This is a genomic window from Streptomyces sp. NPDC088254, from assembly GCF_044740925.1.
In the GTDB taxonomy this organism is placed as follows: domain Bacteria; phylum Actinomycetota; class Actinomycetes; order Streptomycetales; family Streptomycetaceae; genus Streptomyces.
In genome coordinates, this window is record NZ_JBIURQ010000006.1 from 478,840 (window position 1) to 492,083 (window position 13,244).

Annotated in this window: 7 protein-coding genes; 6 read left to right on the top strand and 1 reads right to left on the bottom strand. The window is 71.9% G+C overall.

Annotated features, from left to right (window positions below):
• The first annotated feature begins 185 nt into the window (after nucleotides 1-185).
• From ACIOC0_RS20535 to ACIOC0_RS20545, 3 genes are read left to right on the top strand one after another with little or no spacing between them, the layout of a single operon-like run.
• Nucleotides 186-1,910 (top strand): class I adenylate-forming enzyme family protein, encoded by a 1,725-nt coding sequence (locus tag ACIOC0_RS20535; protein ID WP_402156535.1) that lies wholly within the window; start codon nucleotides 186-188, stop codon nucleotides 1,908-1,910.
• A 36-nt stretch (nucleotides 1,911-1,946) separates the two neighbouring features.
• Nucleotides 1,947-3,341, top strand: a complete 1,395-nt coding sequence (locus ACIOC0_RS20540; protein ID WP_402156536.1) for a KamA family radical SAM protein — start codon at nucleotides 1,947-1,949, stop codon at nucleotides 3,339-3,341.
• Nucleotide 3,342: 1 nt separating this feature from the next.
• Nucleotides 3,343-3,990, top strand: coding sequence for a TIGR03086 family metal-binding protein (locus tag ACIOC0_RS20545; protein ID WP_402156537.1), 648 nt, complete (start codon nucleotides 3,343-3,345; stop codon nucleotides 3,988-3,990).
• A 5-nt stretch (nucleotides 3,991-3,995) separates the two neighbouring features.
• Here the strand turns inward: ACIOC0_RS20545 and paaI are convergent, their stop codons facing one another.
• A complete protein-coding gene (gene paaI, locus ACIOC0_RS20550) occupies nucleotides 3,996-4,463 on the bottom strand; it encodes a hydroxyphenylacetyl-CoA thioesterase PaaI (RefSeq protein ID WP_402156538.1) in 468 nt (155 codons plus the stop codon).
• A 107-nt stretch (nucleotides 4,464-4,570) separates the two neighbouring features.
• On the opposite strand from paaI, the gene ACIOC0_RS20555 reads away from it, so the two are divergent.
• From ACIOC0_RS20555 to ACIOC0_RS20565, 3 genes are read left to right on the top strand one after another with little or no spacing between them, the layout of a single operon-like run.
• Nucleotides 4,571-4,972: an acyl carrier protein gene (locus ACIOC0_RS20555; RefSeq protein WP_402156539.1), complete on the top strand. Its 402-nt coding sequence runs from the start codon at nucleotides 4,571-4,573 to the stop codon at nucleotides 4,970-4,972.
• Nucleotides 4,969-11,409 (top strand): SDR family NAD(P)-dependent oxidoreductase, encoded by a 6,441-nt coding sequence (locus ACIOC0_RS20560; RefSeq protein WP_402156540.1) that lies wholly within the window; start codon nucleotides 4,969-4,971, stop codon nucleotides 11,407-11,409. Before ACIOC0_RS20555 ends, ACIOC0_RS20560 begins: the two co-directional genes overlap by 4 nt.
• Nucleotides 11,410-11,425: 16 nt before the next feature.
• Nucleotides 11,426-13,237: a polyketide synthase gene (locus ACIOC0_RS20565; protein WP_402156542.1), complete on the top strand. Its 1,812-nt coding sequence runs from the start codon at nucleotides 11,426-11,428 to the stop codon at nucleotides 13,235-13,237.
• The last annotated feature ends 7 nt before the right edge of the window (nucleotides 13,238-13,244 follow it).

The following is a 13,244-nucleotide window of genomic DNA, read 5'->3' on the forward strand; positions in this document are numbered from 1 at the left end:
CTCCCCAAGCTCTCGGCTTCGCTCGAGCAGGGGGCACCCCATGCCCCCGCTCAGGCCGGCCGGAAGGCACCGCCGCTTCCCGGCGACCTGATCCGGAAGACACCCCCTGGTACGCGACCGCACACGCTCGGCACCAGCCGGCCGGTAGACCGTCGGCCCGATCCTCACCTCCTCAGGAGAGCACTGTGACCGTCAGCCCCATCGCACCACTCGACGTCCGGAAGCAGTTCATGACCGATCTCGCCCTCGGGGCGGGCAACTTCCTGCAGAAGGCCCTGGAGGCCAACCCGCACAACACCGTCCCGTTTGCCTTCAGCCACACCACCGACCACCGCGGCGAGGTCGTCCTGCGCGGCCACAGCCTGCGCGATCTCGCCGCGCTGCGCGACCGGTACGCCCGCTGGTATCGGGCCAACGGCGTGGAGGCGGGCGAGCCGGTCGCCGTCCTCGTCGGCGAGGGCCTGGAGCCGATCCTGCACTTCCTGGCGCTCACAGCCCTCGGCGCCGTCCCGGCGCTGATCAACGACGCCATGCCGGAGCGCAGCGCGATCCGGTACATCGATCACGTCGGCGCGGTGGGCCTGGTCGCCGACGACCCGACCCGGCTGGTGGCCGCGTACCGGGCCGACGGCAACCGTCGCCGGCCCCGCTTCATCGTCCCGGCCGCCGAGATCAAGGCGTACGACCCCCAGGACGACACCGCTGGTGCACTGCCCGCCGGCTATCCGTACCAGCACGCCGCCGACGAGGTCGTCGCGCTCATCCATTCCTCCGGCACCACCGGAACCCCTAAGTCGACGATGCTCGCGCACCGTCAGTTCTGGGAGGGCAAGCAGCCCCGGATGGAGCGCTTCCCGGCCTCGCCCGACGACCGGCTGATGTCCCTGATGCCGCACACCCATGCCGGGGGCCTCAGCTACTTCCTCACCGCCACCTTGCTCGGCCTGCCCACCGTGGTCATGTCCGACTGGCGGCGCACTGCCGTGGAGCCGGTGATGGAGGCCTTCCAGCCGACGATGGTGGCCTCCTTCCCGCGTACCTTCGTCGAACTGGCCACCGGCGAGTTGCCGGTCAAGGGCGCCGCTAAGGTGCACAGCTGGTTCAACACCGGTGACAGCGCCCACTACGGGCACGTCCGTCGCCTCGTGCAGCTCGGCGAGCGGCCCGTCGGACTGATCAAGCCGTGGCTGCTACCGCGCGACCACGAGGCCGAAACAGCCATGCCGGGCTCGCAGTTCATCGACGGTCTCGGCTCCTCGGAGATGGGCATGGCCCTGTTCGGACAGGTCACGACCCCTGAGTCGCAGCGCAACGACCGCTGCGTCGGCAAGCCGACCGAGGTCGTCACGGCCGCTGCGGTCCTCGACCCTGACGGCCAGGAGGTGCCTGTCGGCACGGTCGGCCTGCTGGCCGTCAAGACGCCCTCACGGACCCCGGGTTACTGGAACGACCCCCAACTCACGCGTAGTTTCGAGCTCGACGGTTACTGGCTGACCGGCGACGTCGCCCGCAAGGACGAGGAGGGGAACTTCTACCACCTCGACCGGACCGTGGACGTCATCGACACCGAGGACGGGCCGGTCCACAGCCTCCCGATCGAGGAGGTGCTGCTCGCCGACTGCGGCCACGTCGTGCAGGACTGTGCCGTCTTCGGCGTCCCCGCCGAGAACGGCCTGGGGCAGCGCCCCGTCGCCGTCGTACGGCTCCAACCGGGCATCGCCGAGCCCTCCGCCGACGAACTGCGCGATCAGGCATGCAAGGAGCTCGCCGCCGCCGGTCTCAGCCCGCTGGCCGCCGTCATCGTCGCCCACGGCACGGCCGACTTCCCGACCGGCGTCACCGGCAAGGTCCTCAAGCGGGAGCTGCGCACCCGCTGGGCCACCCTCCTCACCGGTGCCGGCCGGGCCTGACTTCCCACCGGCACCCGCGATCAGTCAGGAAATGTGATGGAAGCCTCGCGCTTATCGCCGTCCGTCCTACCCGCCCAGCAGCCCTACGAGTACGAGCGCGTCGTCCCGGTGGAGCCGGACTGGCGCCGCCTTCCCGGCTGGCGCGACGTCACCGCCGCCCAGTGGCGCGACGCCCAGTGGCAGCGCGCCCACTGCGTCAAGACGCCCAAGCAGCTCAAGGCCGTCGTCGGCCCTCTCCTCCAGGACCGGTTCTTCGACGACCTGGAGGCCGATCGCAAGAACTTCGCCGGCATGTCGATGCTGGTGCCCCCGCAGATGCTCAACACCATGGCCCCCGGCGCGCCCACCGAACCGGTGGCCTACACCGAGGCGTTCCTCGCCGATCCGGTCCGCCGCTACCTGCTGCCGGTGGCGTCGGACCGCGACCCCGAGTGGCCCAGCCATCCGTACGCGGAGCGGGACTCGCTGCACGAGGCGGAGATGTGGGTGGTCGAGGGACTCACCCACCGTTATCCGACCAAGGTACTCGCCGAACTGGTGTCCACCTGCCCGCAGTACTGCGGGCACTGCACCCGCATGGACCTGGTGGGCGGCTCCACACCCCAGGTGGAGAAGCTGAAGCTGACGCTCAAGCCGGCCGACCGCCAGGACCTCATGATCGACTACCTCAAGCGGACGCCGGGCGTGCGTGACGTGGTGGTGTCCGGCGGCGACGTGGCCAACGTGCCGTGGCCGCGCCTGGAGTCGTTCCTGATGCGGCTGCTCGACCTGGACAGCGTCCGGGACATCCGTCTCGCCACCAAGGCGCTGGCCGGGCTGCCGCAGCACTGGCTGCAGCCCACCGTGCTCGAGGGAATGGAGCGGGTGGCGCGCACCGCCGCCCGGCGCTCGGTCAACCTGGCCGTGCACACCCATGTCAACCACGTCCAGTCGGTCACCCCGCTGGTGTCTGAGGCGGCGCGCGCAATGTTGGACGCCGGCGTTCGGGACATCCGCAACCAGGGCGTCCTGATGCGCGGGGTCAACACCACCCCCAAGGCGCTGCTCGACCTCTGCATGGTCCTCCAGGGCGAGGCGAACATCCTGCCCTACTACTTCTACATGTGCGACATGATCCCGAACGCCGAGCACTGGCGCGTCGCCGTCTGGGAAGCCCAGGAGCTCCAGCACGCCATCATGGGCTACCTCCCCGGCTACGCCACCCCGCGGATCGTCTGCGACGTACCGTACGTCGGCAAGCGCTGGGTCCACCAACTCGCCGACTACGAACGGGAACGGGGCATCTCCTGGTGGACGAAGAACTACCGGACCGCAATCGAGCTGGACGATCCGGACGCGCTCACACGCCGCTATCCGTTCCACGACCCCATCTCCACCCTTCCGGAGTCGGGCAGACGCTGGTGGCGGGAGAACGGGCACAGGAAGGAATGACATGACCGACCGAGGTATCGAGAACACCACGGACACGACGGCTCTCGTCACCAAGGACACGGTGCGGGAGCTGGACCGCCGGGCTGTGCTGCGCAGCGCCGAGATCGTGGCGCAGGTGGGGGACGATCAGTGGGACCTCCCCACGCCCTGCGGCGACTGGACGCTGCGCCGGCTGCTCGCCCACATGACCGCCCACCACCTCGGCTTCGCCGCGGCCGCCGCCGGCGGTCCCGCCGACCCGGCGGTGTGGCGTGAGGACCCGCTCGACGACCCCGGCCGCGCCTATGCCGACTCCGTCGAACGGGTGCTCGCCGCGTTCGCCGCCGACGGGGTGCTGGACCGCTCCTTCGTCCTGCCGGAGATTCACCCGACGATGGCGTTCAGCGCTCCGCGGGCCATGAGCTTCCACTTCGTCGACTACGTGGTGCACGGCTGGGACGTCGCCGCGGCCCTCGGAACCCCGGCGGGCTACGACGACGATCTCGTCGCCGGTGCGTTCGAGGTGAGTGTCCGCGAAGTACCCGTGGGCCCCTCGCGGGAGCGGCCCGGCGCCTCGTTCCGGCCGCCGGTCGAACTGACCGGCCCCTCCGGCGCCGAGGACCGCCTGCTGGCGTTCCTGGGCCGCGACCCGCGCTGGTCACCCCAGTGAGCGGATCACCCCCCGGTCACCTCGGCGGTCGGCCGCACCGGCCGGCCGCCGAGCATGTGGCTCTGTCCCCGGAACTCCGCGATCACCACACCGTCCGCGCGGCGCACCGTCGCGTCATACACCCCGCTCCGGCCGAACCGGGTCCGCTCCACGGCCTCGGCGACCAGCTCGTCGCCCACCTCGGCCGGACGCAGGAAGGTGATCTGCGCACCCTGGGCGACGGTCGCCGGACCATGCGTGTTGCAGGCGAACGCGAAGGCCGCGTCGGCCAGCAGGAAGAGGAACCCGCCGTGCCCCGTGCCGTGGCCGTTCACCATGGTCTCCGCGACCCGCATCGACACCGTCGCCCGGCCGGGGCCGACGTCCTTCAGCGCGATGCCGAGCAGTTCACACGTGCGGTCCGTCGCGTACAGCTCCTCGGCCCGTCTCCGGGCCGCGAGTTCCGGGTCGCGTTCCCCGACCGTCCCCGTCATGGCAACTCCCCCGCATCCTTTCGTCTTCCGAGCATGCGAAGCCCCGATCATTCCGTCCGGAATGATCGGCGGTCAACAAGCAGTGAAAATCCATACCGAGGAGCAGCGTGACTTCTCCCACACCCTGGCTTCAGGAATTGTCCGAAACCCCGCCGGCCGAGCGCAGGGCCCGGTTGGAGTCGCTCGTGGTCGCCGAGTTCAAGCGCGAACTGATGATGGACGAGACCGATGTGCTGCCCTCTCACGTCAGCTACTTCGAACTCGGGCTGACCTCGCTCGGCGCCACCGACACCCGGCAGCGCCTGGAGCGCGGGCTCGGCCGCCCACTGGACTCCGCGTTCCTGTTCAACCACCCGACGGTCGGCCACCTCGTCGACTTCCTGACCACCGACGTGATCCCTGAACTCTTCGCAGTCGGCGAGCGGCCCGCCGCCGCAGCGGCCCCGCAGGACTCGGGAGCCTCCACGAAGAACCTGGTCGACGACGTTCTCAAGGAGCTCTACCAGTGACCGACACGGCTGCGTCGCGCAACGACGTCCTGCTCCGCGAACTGCTTCTGGAGAAGTACGAGCCGATCGCCGTCATCGGTATGGGCATCCGGTTCCCGGGGGACAACGACACCCCCGAGGCGTTCTCCGCGTTCCTCCGTGAAGGCCGTTCCGGAACCGGCCCCGTTCCCGCCGACCGCTGGGACATGGACGCCCTCCAGGCAGCCGAGAAGGAGGCCGGCCGGCGGCCCCTCGCAGCCGGCGGCGGCTTCGTTTCCGGCATGGACGAATTCGACCCGAAGTTCTTCAACATATCCCCGAAGGAAGCCGAATTCGTCGACCCCCAGCACCGGTGGGCGCTGGAATCGGCCTGGCGGGCGCTGGAATCCGCGCACATCGATCCGGCGACGCTCCGCGGCGGAAAGGGCGGAGTGTATCTGGGCGTCGGCCAGATGGACTTCGTCATCGACGTCGAGGCCCTGGACAACGAGGACCTCGACGCCCACGTCGCCGCCGGCACCGCGCACAGCGCCGCCGCCGGACGGCTGTCGTACTTCCTCGGCTGGCGAGGCCCGTGCCTCAGTGTCGACACCGCCTGCTCCGCCTCCCTGGTCGCCCTGCACCTGGCCGCCCAGGGGCTGCGCCGAGGGGAGTGCGACATCGCCCTCGCCGGCGGCGTCAACGTCAACCACCACCCGCGCAACCACATCGTGTACTCGCGCGCCGGGATGCTCTCGCCCGACGGGAAGTGCAAGACGTTCGACGACTCCGCCGACGGCTACGCCCGCAGCGAGGGCTCGGGCATGGTCGTCCTCAAGCGGCTCTCCGACGCCCGCCGCGACGGCGACACGGTGCTCGCACTGATCCGTGGCTCGTCGGTCCGTCAGGACGGCGAGAGCGGCGGCCTCACCGTCCCGAACGGCACCGCGCAGACCGCCCTCATGCGCGATGCGCTCGCCGCCGCGAACCTGGAGCCCGGGGACATCCAGTACGTCGAGGCACACGGCACCGGCACCTCCCTCGGCGACCCCATCGAGATGGGCTCCATCAACAGCGTCTTCGCCGACTCCCGCACCGACGACTCCCCGCTCGTCGTCGGCTCGGTCAAGACCAACATCGGCCACATGGAGGCCGCCGCCGGCATCGGCGGCGTCGCCAAGGTGATCCGTCAGCTCCAGGAAGGCGTGATCTACCCGCACATCAACCTGAAGAACCCGTCCCGCCACATTCCGTGGGACCGCTACCGGGTCACCGTCCCCACCGAGCTGCGCGAGTGGAAAGCGGACGGACCGCGCCGCGCGCTGGTCAACTCCTTCGGCTTCGCCGGCACCATTGCCTCCGTCGTCCTCGAACAGGCCCCGCCCGCCCGGCAGTCGCCCGCCGCGCCCGAGGACGGCGGGGCGGTCCTCACCCTCTCCGCGAAGGACCGGATCGCGCTGCGCGCCCAGGCCCAGGCGTACCGCGACTTCATCGACGCCCACCCGGACGTCTCCGTCGCCGACCTCTGTTACACCTCCAACACGGGCCGCGCCCACCTGCCCGCCCGGCTCGCCGGTCCGGTCTCCTCCCGCGAGGACCTGGTGCGGCTGCTCGACCGGGCCCTCGCCGCCGCCGACAGCGAGGGCAGCGAACCACGGCCCGCCGAGGCCGGTTTCCTCTTCTCCGGGCAGGGGACGCAGTACACCGGTATGGGCCGCGGGCTGTACGCCCGCCACCCCGAATTCCGTCGCCACCTCGACGACTGCGACCGGCTGTTCGCCGGACACCTCGGCCGCTCCGTCAAGGACGTCATGTTCGGCGAGGCGCCGGACAGCGCGCAGGACATCAACCGCACCCTGTACACCCAGCCCGCACTCTTCTCCCTGGAGTACGCCACCGCGCGGCTGTGGATGTCCTGGGGTGTGCAGCCCGGCATCCTGCTCGGGCACAGTGTCGGCGAGATCGCCGCGGCCGCCGTCGCCGGCCTGTTCTCGCTGGAGGACGCCGTCCGGCTGGTCTCCGTGCGCGCGCGCCTCATGCAGTCCGTCTCCGCGCCCGGCGGGATGGCCGCCGTCTTCGCTCCCGCCGAGGACGTCGCCCCGCTCCTGGAGAAGTACCCCGACGTCAGCTTCGGAGCCCTCAACGCGCCCCGCCAGTGCGTGATATCCGGCGGCCGCGAATCGCTCGCCGAACTCGTCACCATCCTGCGCGAACGCGGCGTCGACGTCCGGGACCTGCCTGTCTCGCACGCTTTCCACTCCCCGCTGATGTCCGAGGTCTTCGACACCTTCCGGGAGGCCGTCGCCGGCATCGCCTTCCACGAGCCGAAGATCAGCTTCGTCTCCAACCTCACTGGCCGGATCGCCTCCTTCGCCGAGGTCGGCACGCCCGACTACTGGGTCAGGCACATCGCCGAGCCCGTCGACTTCGCCGCCGGCGTGCGCTGCCTCCAGGCCCGTGGAGCACAGGTTCTCGTCGAGGTCGGTCCTTCCGCCGCGCTCGTGAACATGGGTCGGCAGAGCGCCGATCCGGACGGTCACGCGTGGGTCGCCAGCATGTCCCGGTCCGACACCGACGGCTCCGTGATCCGTACCGCTCTCGCCCGTGTCTACGAAACCGGACTGCCCGTCTCCTGGACCGGCTACCACGCCGGGGGCGGCGGCCGGCTCATCGACCTGCCCGGCTACGTCTTCACGAAGAAGCGCTACCCGCTGCCCTCCACCCGGGTCGTGCGAATCCCCGCAGGCCGCGGCAACGGCCCCGTCCACCACCCGCTGCTCGGCGTCGAGATCACCACCGACGCGCAACGGGCCCACGGTGAGCGGGAGTTCGCGACCCGGCTGGCCCCGGACGCGCCGGCCTACCTCGCCGACCACGTCGTCACGGGGCAGGCCGTCTTCCCCGGCGCAGGCCACGTCGAGATCGCGCTCGCCCTCCAGGACGCCGTCCACGGCGAGACCGGCCGGCTCCTTCAGGACCTGCGCATCCACGAGCCGCTGTTCCTGCGCGACGGCGAACCCGTCGAGGTCCGTGTCCGACTGCACCCGCGCGCCGACGAGGACACCGCCGACATCGAGATCGTCAGCCGTGTCCAGGGACGCGACGGCGCCATCGAACGCGTCCACGCCACCGCGGTCCTCGGCGAGCCGCCGACCGGCCGGGCCGCCCTCTCCGAGGTCGTCGACCGGCTCCGGAAGGCGGCCGCCACCGCCGGCCCGCCCGAGGCCCGGCACCACGGCCCAGACCTGTACGAACGCTACGCCGAGCTGGGACTGCCGTACGGCCCTGAGTTCCGGCGTGTCCTCGGCGTCGACCGCCACGCCGACGGTTTCGCCGTGGGCGAGCTGCGCGGCCTCGACACGCCCGTCGGCGAGCACCTGCGCGCATCCGTCCTCGACTGCGCCATGCAGACCCTCGGCGCGGCCGTCGACCTCGACGGCACCTACCTGCCCGTCGGCTTCGACTCCGTCGAACTGCTCAAGCGCCCCAAGGGGGACCTGCGGATCCTCATCCACGTCGACCTCGACCCGGCAGCCGGCGAACTCGCCGCCGACATCGTCGCCCTGGAGAGCGAGCGCCCGGTCTTCGTCGTCCACGGGGTCCGCCTCAAGAAGGTCGCCGACGCGCCGGGCGACCCTGCCGGGCGGATGCTGCTGCGGCCCCGCTGGCTCAAGCGCTCGCTGCCCTCCGCCCGTACCGGCGGCGACGGCCGGCGCGTCCTCGTCGTCCACCCCGGTGACGGCCTGCCCGCCGACCTGGCCGAGCGGCTCACCGGCACGGGCATCGAGGCCTGCCACGCCCCCGATGCGCGCGCCGCCGTACGGCTGCTCGCCGAGGGCCCCTCCGTCACCGACCTGGCCTGGTTCTGGAACGCCGAGGAGGGCCTCAGGGGTGAGGAGCGGCTGCGCGTCGAGACCGAGCGCAACTACCGGGACCTGCTCACCCTGACCGCTGCCGCCGAGGAGTTCGGGTCCGGCCGCGACCTGCGGATCTGGCTGGTCACCGAGCGCGCCCAGTGGCTGCCCGGCGACCGGACCGACACCCTGGACGCGCACGCCCTCGCCCCGGCCTCCCTGTGGGGCTTCGGTGCGGTGCTGCTCAACGAGTACCCGGCCCTGCGCACCACCCTGGTCGACCTCGACGGCGACGACCTCCAGCCGCTCGTCGACGAATGGCTCGCCGGCGACGCGGCGGGCGGCGAGCACCAGATCGCCCACCGCTCCGGCATCCGGCACGTCAAGAGGCTGTCCCGGCCCGCAGGCCCCGCCGACGACGGCAACACCGAACTGCGGATCACCGAGTACGGCCAGTTCTCCGCCGTGAAGCCGGTCCCGGTCCAGGACCGTGCCCCGGTCGGCGACGAGGTGACCGTGCAGGTGTACGCCGCCGGCCTCAACTTCAAGGACGTCCTCAACGCACTCGGCATGCTCAGGCAGTACGCGCTCGACACGGGGGTGCCGTACGAGCCGTTGCCGCTCGGTTTCGAGGCATCCGGCGTGGTCGTCGAGGCCGGCCCCGAAGCCGCCTTCACGCCCGGCGAAGAGGTCGTGCTCAGCCGGATCGGCTGCATGCGCCGCCGGGTCACCGTTCCTTCCGGGGTCGTCGTGCGCAAGCCCTCCAACCTCGGTTTCACCGAGGCCGCCGGACTGCCCGCCGCGTACATCACCGCCCACCACGCGCTGCACGGTCTCGCCGGCATCAGGGCGGGCGACCGGGTCCTGGTCCACGCCGCCGCGGGCGGCGTCGGTCAGGCGGCCGTGCAACTCGCCAAACTCGCCGGAGCCGAGGTGTACGCCACCGCCAGCCCCCGCAAGTGGCCGCTGCTGCGCTCCCAGGGCGTCGAGCACGTGATGAACTCCCGCACCCTCGACTTCGCCGACGAGGTGCTCGCCGCGACCGGCGGCAAGGGGGTCGACATCGTCCTCAACAGCCTCAACAAGGACTACATCCCCGCCGGGCTGCGCTGCCTCGGCCGGCACGGCCGGTTCGTCGAGCTCGGCAAGATCGGCGTCTGGACCCCGGAGGAGATGCGGGCAGAGCGCCCCGACGTGGACTACCACAACTTCGACCTCAGCGAGCTGCCCGCCGATGAGCTCAACCGCCTCAACCACGACATCCTGCACACCGTCGCGGAGCACGTCGAGGCCGGTCGGCTGGCCGCCCTGCCCACCGTCGGCTACAGCCTCGACGAGGTCGAGGAGGCCTTCGGCGTCCTCAGCCGGGGCGCCAACGTCGGCAAGATCGTCATCGAGTTCCGCGACGAGCGCGACCTGCCCGACAGGCCGGTCCGTGTCACGGCAGAAGAGACGTACCTGGTCACGGGTGGTCTCGGCGCGCTCGGCCTGGCCTCCGCGCGCAAACTGGTACAGGAGGGCGCCCGCCGGATCGCGCTCGTCAGCCGACGGGCCGTCGACCCGCAGGAGACGGCTCGGATCGCCGCCGGACTCGGCGAGGGCGTCGAGGTCACCGTCCACCAGGGTGACATCGCCGACGCCGCCGACGTCGAGCGGATCGTCGCCGCGATCTCCGAGTCCGGGGCTCCGCTGGGCGGCGTCCTGCACGCCGCCGGCGTCCTGGCCGACGCCCCGTTGAACGCCCAGACCTGGGAGAGCATGGACACCGTGTTCCGGGCGAAGGTGCACGGCACCTGGCTGCTGCACCGCGCGGTCGCCGCCGTCCCCACGGTGAGGTTCTTCGTCGCATACTCGTCGATCGCAGCGGTGCTCGGTGCGGCCGGACAGGCCAACTATGCGGCCGGCAACGCCTACATGGACGTCCTCATGCAGTGGCGTCATGCCGCCGGACTGCCCGGCCTCAGCGTCAACTGGGGTCCGTGGGCCGAGATCGGCATGGCCGCGGGCCTCACCCAGCGGCAGATCGACGGCATCGAGGCCCGCGGCCTGAAGTTCGTCAAACCCGCCACCGCCCTGCGAACCCTGTTCGCCGCGCTGGCCGGGCCGTACGCCCAGACCGTCGTCGGCGAGTTCGACTGGGACGCCTACACCGACGGGCAGCCTTTCGCCAACGCCCTGTTCAAGGAGCTCCGTTCCGGTGACGGCACGGCCAGGACCCGTACCGTGTGCGACGTCGACACACTGCTCACCCGGCCCCGGGCCGACCGCGAGGCCGCTCTGCGCGAGCTGCTGCGCGAGCGGATCGCCGAGGTACTGCGCTACGACGCGCCCGAGGACGTCGACGTCGACGCCCGGTTCCTCGACCTCGGGCTCGACTCGCTCGGCTCGGTGGAGCTGAAGAACGCCCTGGAGGCCGCGCTCGGCATCCCGCTGCCCGCGTCCACCCTGTTCGACCACCCCGCCGTCCGCCCGCTCGCCGCGTTCATCGACCAGCAGCTCGTACCGCACCGAGCCGAGGAGGCGCAGACCGCCGAGGTGACAGGGACCGACGAGGAGGACGTCAGCGGGCTGACCGATGCCGAGGCGGACGAGGAACTCGCCGCGCTGCGCGAGATGCTCCAGTGACGGGAGGACGAGCGCTTTGAGCTACATCGACGAACTCGAGACCCTGTCCAGGAAGCAGCTCATGGTGATGCTGGCCCGCCGGCACCACGAGCAGACCCAGCCCATCGCGGTCGTCGGCCTGGGCTGCCGGCTGCCCGGCGGCATCGACGACCCGCACGCCCTGTGGACCGCCGTGCGCGGGGGACGGGTGGTCGTCACCGAGGACGACGGGATCCCCCTCGACAGCCGTGGCCGGCCGCGCTGGAACGTGGAAGCGCCCGACCTGGCACCACTGGCGGACCGGCTGCGCCAGGGCGCCTACCTGCCCGGCGTGGACCTGTTCGACGCCGAGTACTTCGGCATCCCCGAGCAGGAGGCCGTGCACATCGACCCGCAGCAACGGCTCCTCCTGGAGGTCGCCGTCCAGGCACTCGCGGACGCCAACCTGTCCCAGGAGCGGCTGCGCGGACGCGACGTCGGTGTCTACGCGGTCGGCGGGCCGGTGGAGTACCCCTACGCGTGGCTGCGCGGCGGGCTCCCCCACGACGGCCTGTCGGCGCACATGAGCACCGGCAGTTCGCCCAGCGCCTTCTCCGGGCGGATCGCGCACGCCCTCGGCCTGAGCGGCCCCGCGGTCACCGTCGACACCGCGTCGTCGTCGATGCTGACCGCCCTGCATCTGGCGGTGCGGGCCCTGCGGCTGCGCGAGTGCGACGTCGCGCTGGTGGGGACCGCCAACCTGGTGCTCTCCCCGTTCAGCACCGGCATCCTCGACCGGGCCGGGATGCTGTCGCCGAGCGGCCGCAGCCGCCCCTTCACGCGGCGGGCCGACGGGCACGTCCGTGGCGAGGGCTGCGGGATCCTCGTCCTCAAGAGGTACGGCGACGCCGTCGCCGACGGGGACCTTCCGTACGCCCTGGTCCGCGGCAGCGCCGTCCACGCCCAGGGTGACCGGCCCGGTCTGTCGGTCGCCTCCGCCCGAGGACAGAAGGCGGTGATCGAACGGGCGCTGCGCGACGCGGGCGTGACCCCGGCCGACGTCCACTACGTCGAGGCACAGGCCAACGGCTCCCGGCTGGGCGGCCAGATCGAGGCCGAGTCGCTGGCCGCCGCGTACGACCGTCGCTCGCCGGACGCCGCCCCGCTGTACCTCGGCTCGGTCAAGGCCAACATCGGCTACCTGGAGACCGCCTCCGGCGGCCCCGGCCTGATCAAGACGGTGCTGGCACTCGCCCACGCGGAAATCCCGCCGCAGCCGGGGGAGGACGAGCCGGACCCCGAGATCCCGTGGGACCGCACCGCCCTGAAGCTCGCCGCCAAGCCGCTGCCGTGGCCCGGCGCGGGCCCCGGGCGGGCCGGAGTCAGCGGCTTCGGATTCTGCGGCACCAACGCCCACGTGATCCTGGAGAGCGTTCCCGAACGGCCCGCCGGACCCGTGGAGTCCACCGGCCCGTGGCTGCTGCTGCTCTCCGGGCACAACCCGCCGGCGCTGGCCGGCGCCGCCGGCCGGCTCCACCGGCACCTGCGGGACACCGCCGACTGGACCCCGGCCGGGGTCTGCCGGACCCTCGCCGAGGGCCGTGACCACCGCGCCGTCCGTTACGCGGCCGAGGTCCGCGACCGGGACGGACTCCTCGACGTCCTGGCCCGGGCGGCGAAGGGCGCCGGGCCCCCGGCACCCGCGGCGGCCGGTCCGTTCGCCGCGCAGGCCGCGGCATACCTCGCCGGATCGGCCCCGGACGCCGCCGCTCTCTGGCCCGCCGACGCGCCGCGCCCCCCGCTGCTCCGGTTGCCCGGCCCGTTCCTGACCGGTCGGCGGCACTGGCCCGACCACCACGACTGGCGCTGACTCCTAC

Coding starts and splice junctions, on each gene's coding strand:
- ACIOC0_RS20545 (WP_402156537.1), top strand. CDS start 3,343: ATGACCGACCGAGGTATCGAGAACACCACGGACACGACGGCTCTCGTC.
- paaI (WP_402156538.1), bottom strand. CDS start 4,463: ATGACGGGGACGGTCGGGGAACGCGACCCGGAACTCGCGGCCCGGAGA.
- ACIOC0_RS20540 (WP_402156536.1), top strand. CDS start 1,947: ATGGAAGCCTCGCGCTTATCGCCGTCCGTCCTACCCGCCCAGCAGCCC.